At 65.3% G+C, this 16,703-nt stretch carries 17 protein-coding genes; 7 read left to right on the top strand and 10 right to left on the bottom strand.

The window, feature by feature from the left end; all coding sequences use genetic code 11:
* Positions 1 to 12 precede the first annotated feature (12 nt).
* Both AC13EK_RS08760 and AC13EK_RS08755 read left to right on the top strand, forming a co-directional pair.
* Entirely contained in the window at positions 13 to 243 is a 231-nt protein-coding gene (locus tag AC13EK_RS08760; protein ID WP_004208426.1) for a hypothetical protein, read from the top strand.
* Positions 233 to 460, top strand: coding sequence for a hypothetical protein (locus AC13EK_RS08755; RefSeq protein ID WP_010338905.1), 228 nt, complete (start codon positions 233 to 235; stop codon positions 458 to 460). Before AC13EK_RS08760 ends, AC13EK_RS08755 begins: the two co-directional genes overlap by 11 nt.
* A gap of 63 nt (positions 461 to 523) precedes the next feature.
* Here the strand turns inward: AC13EK_RS08755 and AC13EK_RS08750 are convergent, their stop codons facing one another.
* The 6 genes from AC13EK_RS08750 to AC13EK_RS08725 form a co-directional block, all read right to left on the bottom strand.
* Positions 524 to 1,465, bottom strand: coding sequence for a Gfo/Idh/MocA family oxidoreductase (locus AC13EK_RS08750; protein WP_069337801.1), 942 nt, complete (start codon positions 1,463 to 1,465; stop codon positions 524 to 526).
* 159 nt (positions 1,466 to 1,624) lie between these two features.
* Entirely contained in the window at positions 1,625 to 2,473 is an 849-nt protein-coding gene (locus AC13EK_RS08745) for a class III extradiol dioxygenase subunit beta (RefSeq protein WP_037509214.1), read from the bottom strand.
* On the bottom strand, positions 2,473 to 2,877 hold the full coding sequence (gene ligA, locus AC13EK_RS08740) for a protocatechuate 4,5-dioxygenase subunit alpha (protein ID WP_004208430.1): 405 nt from the start codon (positions 2,875 to 2,877) through the stop codon (positions 2,473 to 2,475). The genes AC13EK_RS08745 and ligA overlap by 1 nt, the downstream gene beginning before the upstream one ends.
* Before the next feature lie 84 nt (positions 2,878 to 2,961).
* Positions 2,962 to 3,984, bottom strand: a complete 1,023-nt coding sequence (locus AC13EK_RS08735; protein ID WP_069337802.1) for an amidohydrolase family protein — start codon at positions 3,982 to 3,984, stop codon at positions 2,962 to 2,964.
* A complete protein-coding gene (locus AC13EK_RS08730) occupies positions 3,981 to 4,877 on the bottom strand; it encodes an NAD(P)-dependent oxidoreductase (protein WP_069337803.1) in 897 nt (298 codons plus the stop codon). Before AC13EK_RS08730 ends, AC13EK_RS08735 begins: the two co-directional genes overlap by 4 nt.
* A gap of 64 nt (positions 4,878 to 4,941) precedes the next feature.
* Complete coding sequence (locus AC13EK_RS08725; protein WP_069337804.1) at positions 4,942 to 6,093, bottom strand: LysR substrate-binding domain-containing protein; 1,152 nt, start codon at positions 6,091 to 6,093, stop codon at positions 4,942 to 4,944.
* A 104-nt stretch (positions 6,094 to 6,197) separates the two neighbouring features.
* On the opposite strand from AC13EK_RS08725, the gene ligK reads away from it, so the two are divergent.
* From ligK to AC13EK_RS08700, 5 genes are all read left to right on the top strand, one after another.
* The gene (gene ligK, locus AC13EK_RS08720) at positions 6,198 to 6,872 is read left to right on the top strand and encodes a 4-carboxy-4-hydroxy-2-oxoadipate aldolase/oxaloacetate decarboxylase (RefSeq protein WP_069337805.1); all 675 of its coding nucleotides are present in this window, start codon (positions 6,198 to 6,200) and stop codon (positions 6,870 to 6,872) included.
* On the top strand, positions 6,865 to 7,929 hold the full coding sequence (locus AC13EK_RS08715) for a 4-oxalomesaconate tautomerase (protein WP_069337806.1): 1,065 nt from the start codon (positions 6,865 to 6,867) through the stop codon (positions 7,927 to 7,929). The genes ligK and AC13EK_RS08715 overlap by 8 nt, the downstream gene beginning before the upstream one ends.
* Positions 7,926 to 8,813, top strand: coding sequence for an amidohydrolase family protein (locus AC13EK_RS08710; protein WP_069337807.1), 888 nt, complete (start codon positions 7,926 to 7,928; stop codon positions 8,811 to 8,813). The genes AC13EK_RS08715 and AC13EK_RS08710 overlap by 4 nt, the downstream gene beginning before the upstream one ends.
* A gap of 156 nt (positions 8,814 to 8,969) precedes the next feature.
* Entirely contained in the window at positions 8,970 to 11,039 is a 2,070-nt protein-coding gene (locus AC13EK_RS08705; RefSeq protein ID WP_004208437.1) for a TonB-dependent siderophore receptor, read from the top strand.
* Positions 11,040 to 11,050: 11 nt separating this feature from the next.
* Positions 11,051 to 11,683, top strand: coding sequence for a DUF4198 domain-containing protein (locus AC13EK_RS08700; protein WP_069337808.1), 633 nt, complete (start codon positions 11,051 to 11,053; stop codon positions 11,681 to 11,683).
* 46 nt (positions 11,684 to 11,729) lie between these two features.
* Here the strand turns inward: AC13EK_RS08700 and mmsB are convergent, their stop codons facing one another.
* The 4 genes from mmsB to AC13EK_RS08680 form a co-directional block, all read right to left on the bottom strand.
* Positions 11,730 to 12,617, bottom strand: a complete 888-nt coding sequence (gene mmsB, locus AC13EK_RS08695) for a 3-hydroxyisobutyrate dehydrogenase (RefSeq protein WP_069337809.1) — start codon at positions 12,615 to 12,617, stop codon at positions 11,730 to 11,732.
* Positions 12,618 to 12,796: 179 nt separating this feature from the next.
* The gene (locus AC13EK_RS08690) at positions 12,797 to 13,861 is read right to left on the bottom strand and encodes an enoyl-CoA hydratase/isomerase family protein (RefSeq protein ID WP_170828719.1); all 1,065 of its coding nucleotides are present in this window, start codon (positions 13,859 to 13,861) and stop codon (positions 12,797 to 12,799) included.
* A gap of 11 nt (positions 13,862 to 13,872) precedes the next feature.
* Complete coding sequence (locus AC13EK_RS08685) at positions 13,873 to 15,015, bottom strand: acyl-CoA dehydrogenase family protein (RefSeq protein WP_069337811.1); 1,143 nt, start codon at positions 15,013 to 15,015, stop codon at positions 13,873 to 13,875.
* Between the two features lie 127 nt (positions 15,016 to 15,142).
* Positions 15,143 to 16,639, bottom strand: coding sequence for a CoA-acylating methylmalonate-semialdehyde dehydrogenase (locus AC13EK_RS08680; protein ID WP_069337812.1), 1,497 nt, complete (start codon positions 16,637 to 16,639; stop codon positions 15,143 to 15,145).
* Between the last annotated feature and the right edge of the window lie 64 nt (positions 16,640 to 16,703).

Genomic DNA, 16,703 nt, shown 5'->3' with positions numbered 1-16,703 from the left:
CAGGCGGTCATCATGACCGACGATCAGCAGAGCATCCGCGCCATCCTCGACCGGCTGCGCGCGCCGGCGGGTAACCCCGTTGCCCGCGCCCGCTGGCTGGTGGAACGGCAGGTGCCCGAAGCGCGGCGCGGCCCCGGCTGGGACCGGCACTGGCGCGAGCTGGAAGCCTATCTGGACAGCCCGGTCAGTTGGTCGGGCAATCGCGATGCGGACGGGATCGAAGGGTGGGACGATGACGTCTGACCGGCTGATCGACATGATGATCGCGCGGCTGGTGATCGCCCATGGCAAGAGCAAGCATCACTGGCGCAAGGCGATCGGTCCGGTCCGAATCTACAGCCGCGCCACCCATCCCCATTGCAACTGGGCCTTCACGCCGAGCGGCACGGCGGGCGAGATATCGGTGATCGAGACGCTGCTGGACGATCTGCACCTGCGCCATCCGCTGATTGATCGGTAACAAAAAGGGGCGTGGACGGCCGGTCGCCATCCACGCCCCCTTGCGACCCCGAAGGGATCGGAATCAGCCGGCGAGCTGCGTTTCCAGTTCACCCAGCACGCGATAGCAGTCGAACACCTTGGCGACCGAGCTGTTGGGCTCGCGCCCCTCACGGATCGCGCTGATGAACTCGCGGTCCTGCAATTCGATGCCATTGTTCGAGACGGCGACGCCGGCCAGGTCGATCGGCTCTTCCTTGCCGTTCACCAGATCGTCGTAGCGGGCAATATAGGTGTCGGTGTCGCCGATATAGCGGAAGAAGGTGCCAAGCGGCCCGTCATTGTTGAAGCTCAGCGACAGGGTGCAGATGGCGCCGGTCTCGCTCTTCAATTGGATCGACATGTCCATGGCGATACCCAGTTCCGGATGGATCGGCCCCTGCATCGCATGAGCGGCGACGATCTTGCCCGCCTGATAGGCGAACAGGTCGACCGTATGCGCGGCATGATGCCACAGAAGATGGTCGGTCCACGACCGCGGCTCGCCCTTGGCATTGATGTTCTTGCGGCGGAAGAAATAGGTCTGGACGTCCATCTGCTGGACGTTGAATTCGCCCGCCTGGATGCGGTTGTGGACGAACTGGTGCGACGGGTTGAAGCGGCGGGTATGGCCGACCATGCAGACAAGGCCGGTTTCCTTCTGCTTGGCCAGCACCGCCTGCGCATCGGCCCAGCTGTCGGCGAGCGGGATTTCCACCTCGACATGCTTGCCCGCATTCATGCAGGCGATCGCCTGTTCCGCATGCATCTGGGTCGGCGTACACAGGATCACCGCATCGACATCGTCACGCGCCAGCGTCTCGTTGAGGTCGGTCGTCACATGGCCGATGCCATATTTCTCGGCGACCTTCTTCGTCGCCTCCAGTTCGCGGCCGATGATCGAGGTGACGGTGACGCCATCGATATTCTTGAGGCCATCAAGATGCTTTTCGCCAAAGGCGCCGGCACCGGCGAGTGCAATACGCATGGAATTTTCTCCATCTAAAGCCCCTCCCTTCCAGGGAGGGTTGAATAGAGACACCGGTCTCTATTCAAGGGTGGGTGCCTCCGAAGGAGGCTCGCTACGCTCGCACCCACCCCCGGCCCCTCCCTGGAAGGGAGGGGAGGCAGGAGTGCGAACCGAAATTCAGTCCGTCGGTTCGAGCACGAGGTGCCCGACCGCGGTGTTGGAAGCGGGAACATGATAATGGCGGTGCAACGGCCGGACCTTGTCGCCCAGCGCCCCGCGCATGATCAGCCACATGACCATCTCGATCCCTTCGGATCCGGTCTCGCGCAGATATTCGATATGCTCGATCGCGCGCAGCGCCTCGCCATCGTCGCTCTGGCTCATCAGGTCGAGGAAACGATTGTCCCACTCGGCATTGATGAGACCGGCGCGCGGCCCCTGAAGCTGGTGGCTCATGCCGCCCGTGCCCCAGATCTGCACGTTGAGATCCTCGGGGAAGCTGTCGACCGCGCGGGCGATCGCCTCGCCCAGCCGCCAGCAGCGATTGCCCGACGGCGGCGGATAGGTGACGACATTGACCGCGACCGGGATCACCCGGCACGGCCAGGCGTCCGGCTGACCGAACATCAGGCTCAACGGCACGGTCAGGCCATGGTCGACATCCATCTCGTTGATGATGGTCATGTCGAATTCGTCGAGGATCAGGCTCTGGGCGATGTGCCAGGCCAGGTCCGGCTCGCCGATCACATCGGGCACCGGGCGCGGCCCCCAGCCCTCGTCGGCCGGCTTGTAGCGTTCGCCACAGCCGATCGCGAAGGTCGGGATGATCTTCATGTCGAAGGCGGAGGCATGGTCATTATAGACCAGGATTACGACATCGGGCTTTTCCTGCGCGATCCATTGCCGCGACCAGTCATAGCCGGCGAACAAAGGCTGCCAATAGGGTTCGGCGGTCTTCTTGAGGTCCATGGCAGCGCCGATGGCGGGCACATGGCTGGTGGCGACGCCGGCAGTGATGCGGGCCATCAGCGTTTCTCCTTGATGGAGCGGACACCCTGAGGCGAGCGGCCGCCGGCGATCATCATCGCCTGATAGTCTTCCGGGCTCATCCCGGTCATGGTGCCGACCGCCTGCAGGAAGCTGAGGCCGTCGGTCGAGAACACCTTGGCGAGGAAATAGATGTTCCCGCCCAGATCCAGGCAACGATTATAGTCGCGGTCCAGGATCGCCTGTTTCTGCGCCTCGGTCATCGGCCATTCGTCGATATAGGCGCGCTCGCCGGCCAGCCAGCGCACGCGGTTTTCCGCCTTCATCAGGCTCATCGCGAACTGGTTCATCCAATAGCCCTGGCGCGCCCGCGCCGCCGTATAGACGCGGGTGCCGGGAATATCGTCGAACTCGGCAAGATATTCGTGGATATCGATGCTCATCTCATCCTCTCTTGGCATCCATCCCCCGGCCCTTCCTTCCAACAAAGGACCGGGGGATGAACGCGCCCCTCCGCGGGGATAGGTTTACAGGCCGCGCGCCTTCAATTGCGCGTCGAGCCGGGGGAAGACCCGGCGGGCATTGCCCGCGAAGATTGCGGCACGCTCGCCCTCGCTGATGTCCAGCGCATCGACATAGCGCTTGGTATCGTCGAAATAATGGCCGGTGGTGGGATCGATGCCGCGCACCGCGCCGACCATTTCCGACCCGAACAGGATATTCTTGTTGTCGATCACGTCGGCCAGCAGGTCGACGCCGGGCTGATGATAGACGCAGGTGTCGAAGAAGATGTTGTTCATCAGATGGGTCGACAGGTCGGGCTTCTTCAGCATGTCGGCCAGACCGCGATAGCGGCCCCAATGATAGGGCACCGCGCCGCCGCCATGCGGGATGATGAACTTGAGGGTCGGGAAATCCCTGAACAGGTCGCCCTCCAGCAACTGCATGAAGGCGATGGTGTCGGCGGCGATATAATAGCCGCCGGTCGCGTGCATCGCCGGATTGCAGCTGCCCGACACATGGATCATCGCCGGCACGTCCAGCTCGACCATCTTTTCGTAGAAGGGATACCAATATTTGTCGGTCAGCGGCGGATGCTGGAAATGGCCGCCGCCCGGATCGGGATTGAGGTTGCAGCCGATGAAGCCCATGTCGACGCAGCGTTCCAGCTCGGCAATGCTGTTGGCCATGTCCGCCTTGGGCGACTGAGGCAGCATGCACACGCCGACGAAACTTTCGGGGAACAGGCCGACGACGCGCGCGATCAGGTCGTTGCAGCGCATCGCCCATTCCTTCGCCACCGCCGCGTCGCCGACATGGGGCGCCATGGCCGAAGCCCGCGGCGAGAAGATGGTGAGGTCGGCGCCGCGTTCCTTGATCAGGCGCAACTGGTTCGCCTCGATCGTCTCGCGGATTTCGGCATCGCTGATGTCGGGATAGGCGGGGGCAGGCACGCCCGCCTTGAATGCCGCCTTCTGCTCCTCGCGCCAGGCGTCATGCCCCTTGGGCAGCACGGTATAATGGCCGTGGCAGTCGATAATCATGGTCATGCCGCGTCGGCCTTTCCTGTCTGTTCTGCTTTTGCTTGGATGATGCAGTCGATCTTGGCGCCCAGCCCTTCGGGCGGTGCCTTGAGGCCCAGCGTGCCGATCGCCTGCTGGCGCTCGACCGTGCCGCGCGTCATCGCGGAACCGGTGCCAAGGCCGTCGAGCGTCTTGACCACCTCCTCCATCTCGGCCGCGCGGCGCAGTCCGTGGACCATCATACGGTCGAGATTATAGTCGGCGCGAATGTCCCAGGGACGCGGTTTCTCGCTGGCATCGAGCGATCCGATCACCTCGTCCAGCACGCCCGCCGCATCGGCCGCCAGCATGCATTCGGCGGTCAGCGCCTCCAGCCCCTTGACCATGACCGACCGGATCATCTTGATCGCCGACGCCCGGCCGACGGCCTCGCCGACGACGCGGATATGGGTGAAGCCCAGCCGGGCCAGCCCTGCCCGCGCGGCATCGGCATGGGCGCCGCTGACCAGCAGCGGCACGTTCAGCCGGGCCGGATCGACCGGCGCCATGACGGCGACATCGACATAATGGCCACCGGCCGCCTCGATCGCGCGGGCCGCCGCCTGCTTGGTCTGGGGCGCGACGCTGTTGAGATCGCAATAAAGCGCGCCGGGGGCGATATGGGCGGCGGCAGCCTGCGCCACGACGAGCGCCTGATCGGCGGTGACGAGCGACAGGATGAAGGGGACGGGCGCGACGGCATCGGCCAGCGTCGGCACGGCCCGGACGCCGGCCCTGGCACAGCGCGCCAGCATCGCATCACGCGTGGCGCCGGCATCCGTCTGGATATCATAGACGCGGGCCGCGTCGATCCAGTCCCCTGCCATCGCAAAGGTGGACCCCGCCTCGCCAAATCCGATCAGACCGATTTCCTGCTCCATGGCGGGTTGGATGACGGATCAAGCCTGATGCCGCCAATCGAATCCGCTGGATCAGTATAAGATTTTACGAATTCATATGTGCCGCAGCCTGATCGATCGCGGCCATGAACTGCTGCTGCAACCGGGTCGGGCGCCAGTCGGCCCGCGTCGTGAGGCCGATGGTCCGGCTGATCGCGCCGGGTGCCGGGCCGATATCGATCAGCAGCCCCGCCTCCAGCTCCAGCGCCAGCTGATCGTGCGACAGCAAGGTCAGATACTCGCCGCCGACCAGCAATTGCCGGATCGTCATCACCGATCCGCATTCGATCGGCACCGCCGGCAGGTCGCCGCCCAGCGCCGCAAACATCGCCTGCCACAATTGGCGCAGCGGCGTGCCTTCCGGCGGCAATATCCAGGGATAGCGGCGCAGCGCATCGGCGTCCCAGCCCGCCGCCAGCGCATGGCCGCGCCGCGCCAGGATGGTCGGCCGATCCTCGAACAGGGGCCGCTGCGCCAGGTCCAGCGCCATGGCGGGATCGCGCAGCGCACCGACCATCATGTCGATCTCGCCATCGCGCAGCGGGCCGACCAGTTCGGCATGCGATCCTTCATGCACGCTGATGTCGACCAGCGGGAAATCGGCGCGGAACCGGGCGATCGCATCCGGGATCAGGCGCGCGCGCGAAAGCGGCATGGCGCCGACCAGGATGCGCCCGCCCTCCTGCCCGCGCAGGTCGGCCAGATCCTCCAGCCCCTGCCGCAATTCCGCCAGCGCCAGCCGCAGCCGCTGCGCCAGCACCGTCCCGGCCCTGGTCAGCATCACGCCGCGCCCGCGCCGGTCGACCAGCCTTTGCCCCAGCGCCAGCCCCAGATCGCCGACCGCCCGATGCAGCGAGGGTTCGGCCACCCCGGTCGCCACCGCCGCCGCCGCATAGCTCCCGCCGCGCGCCAGGGCGACGAAGGCGCGGACCTGCGCCGCCGTCACCCGATTGCTGCCAATCAGCCGCAGCGCCGCATCGATCCGGGGTTTCAGCCGTTCCGCCGGCTCCAGCGCGACCATGCCGCCGGGCTGGCGCGCGAACAGCGGCAGGCCCAGTTGCGCCTCCAGCTTGGCGATCCCCTGGGTCACGGCCGGCTGGGTCAGGTTCACCGCGCGCGCCGCCAGGCTGACGCTGCCAAGCTCCACCACGGCCGCCATCGCGGCGAGATGTCGGATATTGAACTGGTCGGGGTTCATGTCCAACACTTAGCAAAAATTTATGCACTGGTTCCAGTTCGGATTTGAGCATCGCGCTGCACCTGTCCACATCGCTGTCAACTTATGCGCTAGGAGAAGGCTTGATGTCCGGCATTGTCGTCCAGAATATCGAACGGGCGGACCTCGCCGTCATCGACGGCCTCGCCAAGGCGGGGGTCGCCACCGTCCATGAAGCCCAGGGCCGCAAGGGCCTGCTCGCCCCCTATATGCGCCCCATCTATCCGGGCGCCCGCATTGCCGGCAGCGCGGTGACGATCTCCGCCCCGCCGGGCGACAACTGGATGGTCCATGTCGCGATCGAACAGTTGAAGGAAGGCGACATTTTGCTGCTCGCTCCGACCAGCCCCTGCACCGACGGCTATTTCGGCGACCTGCTCGCCACCTCCGCCCAGGCACGCGGCTGCCGCGGCCTCATCATCGACGCGGGCGTGCGCGACGTGCGCGACCTTAGCCAAATGAACTTCCCGGTCTGGTCCAAGGCGGTCCACGCCCAGGGCACGATCAAGGGCACGCTGGGATCGGTCAATATCCCGGTCGTGTGCGCCAATGCGCTGGTCAATCCGGGCGACGTGATCATCGCCGACGATGATGGCGTGTGCATCGTGCCGCGCGCCGACGCCGCCGCCGTGCTGGAAAAGGCGCAGGCCCGCGAAGCCGCCGAGGAAGCCAAGCGCATCCGCCTGGCCGCCGGGGAACTGGGCCTCGACATCTACAATATGCGCTCGCGCCTGCAGGAAATGGGCCTGAAATATGTCTGACGTCCCGACCAGCGCCCTCGTCATGTGGATGCGCGGCGGCACGTCCAAGGGCGGCTATTTCCTTTCGGAAGACCTGCCCGCCGACAGCGCCGCGCGCGACGCCTTCCTGCTGCGGGCCATGGGATCGCCCGATCCGCGCCAGATCGATGGCATGGGCGGCGCCGATCCGCTGACCAGCAAGGTGGCAGCGGTGAAGAAATCCGATCGGGAGGGCGTCGATGTCGACTATCTCTTCCTTCAGGTCTTCGTCGATCAGGCGATCGTCAGCGATGCGCAGAATTGCGGCAATATCCTGGCCGGCATCGGCCCCTTCGCGATCGAGCGTGGCCTCGTCGCCGCGCAGGACGGCGAGACCCGCGTGGCCATCTTCATGGAAAATACCGGGCAGATCGCGATCGCCACGGTTGAGACCCCCGGTGGCAAGGTCCGCTATGATGGCGAGGCGAGGATCGACGGCGTGCCCGGCAGCGCCGCGCCGATCCCGCTGGAGTTTCGCGATACCGCCGGCTCTTCCTGCGGCGCGCTGCTGCCTACCGGCAATGCCTTTGACGAGGTGGAGGGCGTGCGCGTCACCCTGATCGACAATGGCATGCCCTGCGTCGTCATGAAGGCGCAGGATGTCGGCATCACCGGCTATGAGGACCGCGACACGCTGGACAAGGATGTAGCGCTCAAAGCCCGGATCGAGGCGATCCGCCTCGCCGTCGGCGAACGGATGAACCTGGGCGACGTCAAGGAAAAGTCGGTGCCCAAGATGATGCTGGTCGCCCCGCCACGCGATGGCGGCGCGATCACGGTGCGCAGCTTCATCCCGCATCGCGCCCATGCCTCGATCGGCGTGCTCGGCGCGGTCAGCGTCGCCACCGCCTGCCTGATCGACGGATCGCCCGCAGCCGAAGTCGCCTCGATACCATCGGGCAACCGCAAGACACTCTCGGTCGAGCATCCCACCGGCGAGACGACCTGTGTCATGGAACTGGACGAGAGTGGTGCGGTCACCAGCGCCGCCATGCTGCGCACCGCGCGCAAGCTGATGGATGGAGAGATTTTCGCATGACCGCCCCTGAACTTGGCCGCATCATCAGCTGGCACGGCAATCCGTCCAAACCGCGCTACACCCCGCCGGCCGGCGCGATCGACGCCCATTGCCATGTGTTCGGCCCGATGGCGCAATTCCCCTTCAGCGCGAAGGCGAAATATCTGCCGGAGGATGCCGGCCCGGACATGCTGTTCGCGCTGCGCGATCATCTGGGCTTCGCCCGCAACGTCATCGTCCAGGCCAGCTGCCACGGCACCGACAATGCCGCGACGCTGAACGCCATCGCCAAGTCCAATGGTAAGGCGCGCGGCGTCGCCGTGGTCGATCCGGCCATTTCGGAGGCCGACCTCGCCGCCCTGCATGAGGGCGGAATGCGCGGCATCCGCTTCAATTTCCTCAAGCGCCTGGTCGATGACGCGCCCAAGGACAAGTTCCTCGAAGTGGCCAAGCGCCTGCCCAAGGGCTGGCATGTCGTCATCTATTTCGAGGCCGACATATTGGAGGAACTGCGCCCCTTCATGGACGCGATTCCGGTGCCGCTGGTGATCGATCATATGGGTCGTCCGGACGTGACCCAGGGGCCTGATGGCGCCGACATGAAGGCGTTCCGCGCCTTCCTCGACAGCCGTGACGACATCTGGTTCAAGGCGACCTGTCCGGATCGGCTCGATCCGACAGGTGATCCGTGGAACGCCTTTGCCGAAGCCGTTGCGCCGCTGGTCGCCGACTATCAGGACCGCGTGTTGTGGGGCACCGACTGGCCGCACCCGAACATGCAGGATGCGGTCCCCGATGACGGCCATCTGGTCGACATGATCCCGCGCATCGCCCCGACGGTGGAATTGCAGCGCAAGCTGCTGATCGACAACCCGATGCGGCTCTACTGGCCCGAGGAATTATAAGGGCACAGCCGGTTTCCAATCAGCACGCGGCCGCTCCGTCTGGGGCGGCCGGTTGCATTTGCGCAACATGCCTTTCGCAAATGCAAGTCAACAGAATTGCGAACGAATATCAATATCGCTATGGGCGCCCCATAAACGAGTCACGGGGGATCCCATATGAAGAAGTTCATCGCATTGAGCGGCGCGGCCCTGATCGCGCTGTGCCATGGCACCGCCTGGTCGGCAGAGGCGGCCGCCGCGGACGCCCCCCGCACTGACGAAGACAGCATCGTCGTCACCGCCGCCACCACCGGTTCCAAGACCGACACCGCGCTGGTCGAACTGCCCCAGCCGATCAAGGTCATCACGTCCGAACAATATCTGTCGCAGGGTGCGATCAGCATCAGCGATACGGTGAAATATGCTGCCGGCGTGCTGGCCAACCCCTATGGCCGCGATACCCGCGTCGACGGCTTCAACGTCCGTGGCCTGGACGCGCTGCAGTTCCGCGACGGCATGCGCGACATCTTCAGCTATTATGCGTCGATCACGTCGGACCCCTATAATTTCTCGCGCGTGGAAATCCTGCGCGGCCCGGCATCGGTGCTGTTCGGCCAGGGGTCGATCGGCGGCCTGGTCAACCTGGTCAGCAAGACGCCCGATTTCACCACGCGCGGCGAACTCAACCTTGTCTATGGCAGCTATGACCGCAAGGAAGCGATGGGCGACGTGAATGTCGCGCTGGCCGACAATCTGGCAGTGCGCTTCGTCGGCCGCGTCCGCGACGCCGACACCTATGTCGACCATGTCCCCGACGACCGCGTGATGTTCGCGCCCTCGATCCGCTGGCAGCCGACCCCGGATACCGACATCGTGCTGACCGGCCTCTATCAGGAGGATGATACCGGCTCGACGTCGCAGTTCCTGCCGATCGTCGGCACCTTCATGCCCAACAATGTCGCGGGCGAGCAGCTGGATCGCTACACCTTCGTCGGCAAGGCCGGCTGGGATCGCTATGATGGCCGGTCGCTGCAGGGTGGCGGCTCGATCACCCACCGCTTCTCCGACAATGTGAAGCTGAGCCTCAAGGCGCGCTATATCGACAGCGACCTCGAATATAACACCCATTATGCCGACAGCTATACCAACCCGCAGGATCCCTTCTCGGTCTATGGCACCGACGGGCGCACCATCGCGCTGACGGCCGACGCCAGCGACGCGCGGATGAACGTCTTTTCGACCGACAACAACGTCCAGTTCAATTTCAACACCGGCGCCAATATCGAGCACAAGCTGCTGGTCGGCATCGACTATAGCTGGAACAAGGTGTCCAAGCGTTATGCCGGCGGCTATGAACTGGTCGACCTGTACGACATCGATTATGATGCACTGGCGACCTATGATCCGACCGGTCCGTTCACCAGCGACAGCCAGAAGCAGCTGGGCGTCTACGTCCAGGACCAGATCCGCTTCTATGACCGGGTATCGGTCGTGCTGGGCGCCCGCCGCGACCGCGTGACCGGTTCTTCGGGCCAGAAGGACAATGCCACCACCTTCCGCGCCGGCATCATCGGCGAAATCGGCGCCGGCATCTCGCCCTTCTTCAGCTACACCGAAAGCTTCCTGCCGGTCGCCGGCCGGATCGACAATGGCGACGGCAGCTATGGCGATGCCTACAAGCCGCAGACCGGCACCCAATATGAAGCCGGCGTGAAGTGGCAGCCCGCCCCCAGCACCCTGGTCACCGCCACCGTGTTCAAGATCAAGGAGCGCAACCGCGTCCTCTATCTCGCGGCGGGCGGCACCGAACAGTCGGGCGTGCTCAACACCAAGGGCTTCGAGATCGAAGCGAGCCATACCCTGCCCGGCAATTTCGAACTGCTGGCCAATTATGGCTATTCGAAGCTGAAGTCGGAAACCAACACCAGCCTCGACTATATGCCGCGCCACACTGCGTCGCTCTGGTCCACCAAGACCTTCGGCCTGGCTGACGAGGCGCAGCTGCGCCTGGGCGGCGGCGTCGTCTATAGCGGCAAGAGCGTGTCGACCAGCGCGATCTGGTCGATCGTCACGCCGTCGCGCACCACCGTCGATGCGCTGGCGGAAATCACCTGGCAGGACTGGCGCTTCGCGCTCAACGCGACCAACCTGCTCAACAAGAAATTCTACGCGTCCTGCCTGGCGCGTGGCGACTGCTTCATGGGCGCGCCGCGCAACGTCATGGGCACGGTCGGCTTCCGTTTCTGAGGAGAGAGACTATGCTGAAATGGACTAGTGCGCTGCTGGCGATCGCCTGCCTGCCCGCAATGGCGCAGGCGCATGAAGTGTGGGTCGAACGGGACGGCGCCGGCCCGGCGCGCATCTATCTGGGCGAACCGGGCGACCCGCTGCCCGAGGGTGGCGATCCCGAGTTCGAGAAGCTGAAGGCGCCCAAGCTGGTGCCCGCATCCTCCGCCGCGCAGGTGCGCAAGGCCGGCTATATCGAGGTCGCCGTGCCCGCCGGCGACGTGCGCGTGATCGACGACAGCGTGTTCGATCCCTGGGGCGAGGACGGCAAGAAGGAAGGCGTGATCTATTATGCGCGCGCCGGTCGGAGCGAGGCCAAGGCCGGGATGCCGCTGGAAATCGTGCCGACCGCTGCGGGCGCCAACAGTTTCACGCTGGTCCGCGACGGCAAGCCGCTCGCCGGGGTCAAGGTGACAGCGATCTCGCCCGACAAATGGTCAAAGGGCTTCGTCACCGACGCCCAGGGCCGCGTGACCCTGCCGATCAAGGAAAAGGGCCGCTATATCCTGACCGCGACGCAGGAGGAAAAGGGCGACCTCAGCCTGCGCGGCGCCAAGGTGGCGACGCTCTACAACATCGCCACGCTGACCTTCGTCAATAATTGAGCGCGATGGCGCGGGCCGAAGGCCCGCGCCATCGCGACCTTCAAGGTCAGGCCGCCGCCCCCTTGAGGAAGCGGATCATGGATGAGAAATCCTTGGCCCCAGCGCCGGTGTTGACCAGCGCCTGATAGAGCGATTCCGCCGCAGCGCCCATCGGCACGCTGGCATCGGCGCCATGGGCGGCCTCCACCGCAAGCTTCAGATCCTTGAGCATCAGCGCATTGGCGAAGCCGCCTTCATAGTCGCGGTCGGCCGGCGTTTCCGGGCCGACGCCGGGTACCGGGCAATAGCTGGTCATCGACCAGCTCTGCCCCGACGCCTTGGACGAGATGTCGAAGAAGGTCTGGAGATCGAGACCCAGTTTTTCGGCGAGGGCGAAGGCCTCGCAGGTGGCGACCATGGTCGCGCCCAGCAGCATGTTGTTGACGATCTTCGCCGCCTGCCCCGCCCCAGCTGCACCGGCATGGATCACCGCCTTGCCCATTGCCTGCAAGATCGGTTCGGCGCGCGCAAAGGCGGCATCCTCACCACCGACCATGAAGGTCAGGGTGCCGCCATTGGCCGCCGCGATGCCGCCCGACACCGGCGCATCGACCATGGCAAGACCGCGTTCGGCCGCCTGTTCGATGACGGCGCGGGCCGAAGCGACATCGATGGTCGAACAGTCGATCAGCAGCGTGTCCGGCCCGACCGTGCCCAGCAATTGCTCGCCATAGACGGCACGGACATGCTTGCCGGCGGGCAACATGGTGACGACGATGCTGACAGCTTGAACGGCTTCCGCCGCCGATGCCGCACGGGTGCAACCGGCCGCCTCGGCGCGGGTCAGCGCAGCTTCGGACAGGTCGAAGGCGGTGACAGCATGGCCCGCCTTCACCAGATTGGCGGCCATGCCGCCGCCCATATTGCCTAGGCCGATGAAGCCGATGCTGCTCATGTCCATCCTCTCCTTTTATTATGTCAGAGCCTGTTTGAAAAATGCGCGGAAGAGCGCATTTTCAGAGCCGCACCGGCCCGCACCCCCACCCGACCGCCCAGACATGGTACCCTGATGGGCGGTCGGGTGGGGGTGCGGGCCGGTGCGGATGCGCCAGAGGCGCATTTCCAAATACACTCTCAGACCTCGACCGCTGCCTGCGGCAGCGGGGTCCAGCGCTCGCCGTCCGGCAGCGGCGCGAAGATCGCATCGACCAGCTGGTCGGTCACCGCCTCCACCGTCGGCGGATTCCAGCGCGGCTGATTATCCTTGTCGACGATCAGCGCACGCACGCCTTCGACAATGTCGGGCCGGGCGATGATGCGGCAGGCCAGATCATATTCCATCGCCATATTGTCGACGAAGCGGGTCAGTCGGCTGGCCTGCGCCAATTGCCGCAGCGCGACCTTCATCGTCTGGGGTGACTTGGTGTCGAGCGCCGCGAGTTGCGCCTGCGCCCAGTCGGACCGGTCGGCGCGCAAGGCGGCATAGATATCCTCCAGCCGGTCGCTGGCGAACAGCCGGTCAATGTCCGGCAGGCGGGCGGCGAAATGGCTGTCGGGCGGGGTGACGGCGTAGCGCGCGAGCACGGCGCCGATATCGGAGGGGTCGGCGATGATCGCTGCCTTCGCCTCTTCCAGCCGGTCGCTCGGCAGATAGTCGGTGGCAAGGCCGAGCGCGATCGCGTCCACCCCGTCGATCCGCGCGCCGGTGACGGCGAGATAGCGGCCCGACCGGCCCGGCAGGCGGGAAAGATACCAGCCGCCGCCGACATCGGGGAACAGGCCGATGCCGGTTTCAGGCATGGCATAGACGGTGCGTTCGGTCGCGACGCGATAGCGCGCTGGCTGGGCGATGCCGACGCCGCCGCCCATGGTGATGCCGTCCATGAAGGCAATCACCGGCTTCCCATAGGTGAAGAGCAGATGGTTCAGGCGATATTCGGTCGCGAAGAAATCGCGTGCCGCCAGATTATCGCCGGCCGCGCTTTCCGCGATCAGGCGGATGTCGCCGCCGGCACAGAAGCCGCGTCCTTCGGCATGGTCGATCATCACCGCGCGGATCGACACATCATCCTGCCAGGCGAGCAGCGCGTCGGTCATGGTTGCGCACATGGCGCGGGTCAGCGCATGGATCGCCTTGGGCCGGTTCAACCGCAGGCGGCCGACGCCGCCCTCCACCGCAATCAGCACATCGTCGGTCATGGTCATCCCCTTCAGGCCTTGAGCAGTTCGCGGGCGGTGATCATGCGCATGATCTCGTTCGTGCCCTCCAGGATGCGATGGACGCGCAGGTCGCGCCAGATGCGCTCGACCGGATAGTCCATCAGATAGCCATAGCCGCCATGCAGTTGCAGCGCGCGGTCGGCCACGGCCGATCCGGTGTCGGTCGCGAAACGCTTGGCCATGGCGGCGAATTTGGTCTTGTCGGGCGCGCCCTCGCTCACCTTGGCAGCGGCAAGATAGAGGAGAGCGCGCGCGGCCTGAAGCTCGGTCTCCATGTCGGCCAGGGTGAATTGCGTATTCTGGAAATCGGCGATCGCGCGGTCGAACTGGCGCCGCTCGCGGGTATAGCCCACCGCCTCATCCAGCGCGCGCTGGGCGCCGCCGAGCGAGCAGGCGCCGATATTGAGACGGCCGCCGTCGAGTCCGGCCATGGCGATGGCAAAGCCCTGCCCCTCCGCGCCCACACGGTTGGCGACCGGCACACGGACGCCGTCGAAATTGACCTGGGCGGTGGGCTGCGAATGCCAGCCGAGCTTGCGCTCCTGCGCGCCGAAGCTGACGCCTTCCATGTCCTTTTCGATCACCAGGCAACTGATGCCCTTGGGGCCATCCTCGCCGGTGCGGACCATCACGACATAGATGTCATTTTCGCCGCCACCCGAAATGAACGCCTTGGAACCGGTGACGACATAATGGTCGCCGTCGAGCACCGCGCGGGTGCGCAGCGAGGCGGCATCGGAACCGGCGGACGGTTCGGTCAGGCAGTAGGAGGCGATCGTCTCGCAGGTGACGAGCGACGGGAGATAGCGCTGTTTCACCGCATCGTCGCCGAAGCGGTCGATCATCCAGGCGGCCATATTGTGGATCGAGATGAAGGCCGAGGTGGAGGGACAGCCATAGGCCATCGCTTCCATGATGAGCGCCGATTCAAGCCGACCAAGACCGATGCCGCCGCTCTCTTCCGACACATAGATGGCGCCGAAGCCCAGTTCGGCCGCCTGGCGGATGGTGTCGCGGGGGAAATGATGCTCCTCGTCCCACTTGGCCGCATGGGGCGTGATCGCATCGGCGGTGAAGCGCTGCGCCAGTTCCTGCACGGCGCGCTGCTCGTCGGTGAGGTCGAACTGGGTCATGGGGCTTGTCTCATTCTTTCCATTCGTCATGCCGGACTTTATCCGGCACCCATTAGCGCGACGGGGATATGCAGCGTCAACCTGAAGCACCATGACCGGGGAGGCATCATCGCCTCCCCGCTCCTCTTCACCCCATGGTCGGGATGACGAAGGCGCTGTCGCCGGTGGCGCCGCCGTCGGGCCAGCGCTGGGTTACAGTCTTGACCTTGGTGAAGAACTTCACCCCTTCCATGCCATGCTGGTTGGTGTCGCCAAAGGCGCTGCGCTTCCAGCCGCCGAACGTGTGATAGGCGACCGGCACCGGGATCGGCACGTTGATGCCGACCATGCCGACATTGACCCGCGCGGCAAATTCGCGCGCGGCATGGCCGTTGCGGGTGAAGATGGCGACGCCATTGCCATATTGGTGGTCGCTCGGCAGGCGCAGCGCGTCCTCGAAGCTGTCGGCGCGCACCATCTGGAGCACAGGGCCAAAAATCTCCTCCTGATAGCTACGCATCTGCGGCGTCACCCGGTCGAACAGGGTCGGGCCGACGAAGAAGCCCTGTTCATGGCCCTGCAGCGTGAAGCCGCGGCCGTCGACGACCAGTTCGGCGCCTTCATCGACGCCCATCTGGATATAGGACTCGATCTTCGCCTTGTGCGCGGCGGTGACGACCGGGCCATAATGGGCGTCGGCATCGGTCGAGACGCCGACCCGCAGCGCGTCGATCGCCGGGATCAGCTTCTCGCGCAACGCGATCGCCGTCGCCTCGCCCACCGGCACCACCACCGGCAGCGCCATGCAGCGCTCGCCGGCCGAGCCGAAGGCCGCGCCGGCCAGGTCATTCACCACCTGGTCGAGATCGGCGTCGGGCATGACGATGCCATGATTCTTGGCGCCGCCCATCGCCTGGACGCGCTTGCCCGCCTCGACGCCGCGGCGATAGACATAATGGGCAATGTCGGACGAGCCGACGAAGCTGACCGCCCTGATCTCGGGATGATCCAGGATCGCGTCGACCATTTCCTTGTCGCCATGGACGACCTGCAACACGCCGTCGGGCAAGCCGGCCTCCCGCATCAGTTCGGCCAGGCGCACGGGGACGCTGGGGTCGCGCTCGCTGGGCTTGAGGATGAAGGCATTGCCACAGGCGATGGCGACGCCGAACATCCACATCGGGATCATCGCCGGGAAGTTGAACGGGGTGATGCCGGCGACCACGCCGAGCGGCTGGCGCATCGAATAAACGTCGATGCCGGGGCCGGCGCCCTGGGTATATTCGCCCTTGAGCAGATGGGGGATGCCGCAGGCGAACTCGATCACCTCCAGCCCGCGCTGGATATCGCCCTTTGAATCGGCAATCACCTTGCCATGTTCGGAACTGAGCAGATGGGCAAGCTCGTCCATATTCTGTTCGACCAGCGTCTTGAACGCGAACATGACACGGGCGCGACGTTGCGGGTTGGTCGCGGCCCAGGCCGGCTGGGCGGCAAGTGCGGCAGCCATGGCAGCGTCAAGATCGGCCTGGGTGCCGAGGCGCAGCTGCGCCTGCACGCCGCCGTTATTGGGGTCGAAGACGTCGCTGGTGCGGCCGCCGTCACCCGCCGAATGACCGCTGATGACATGATCGATGATACGCATGGCCCATCCTCTCCAATATGCTTTGGAGCGCGCTGCGATCACTCTGACGCAAGTCGCGCGCTCC

Source organism: Sphingobium sp. L-44, from assembly GCF_056859495.1.
The sequence above is the reverse complement of the archived record's forward strand: the minus strand, read 5'-3'. Positions and strand labels throughout refer to the sequence as shown.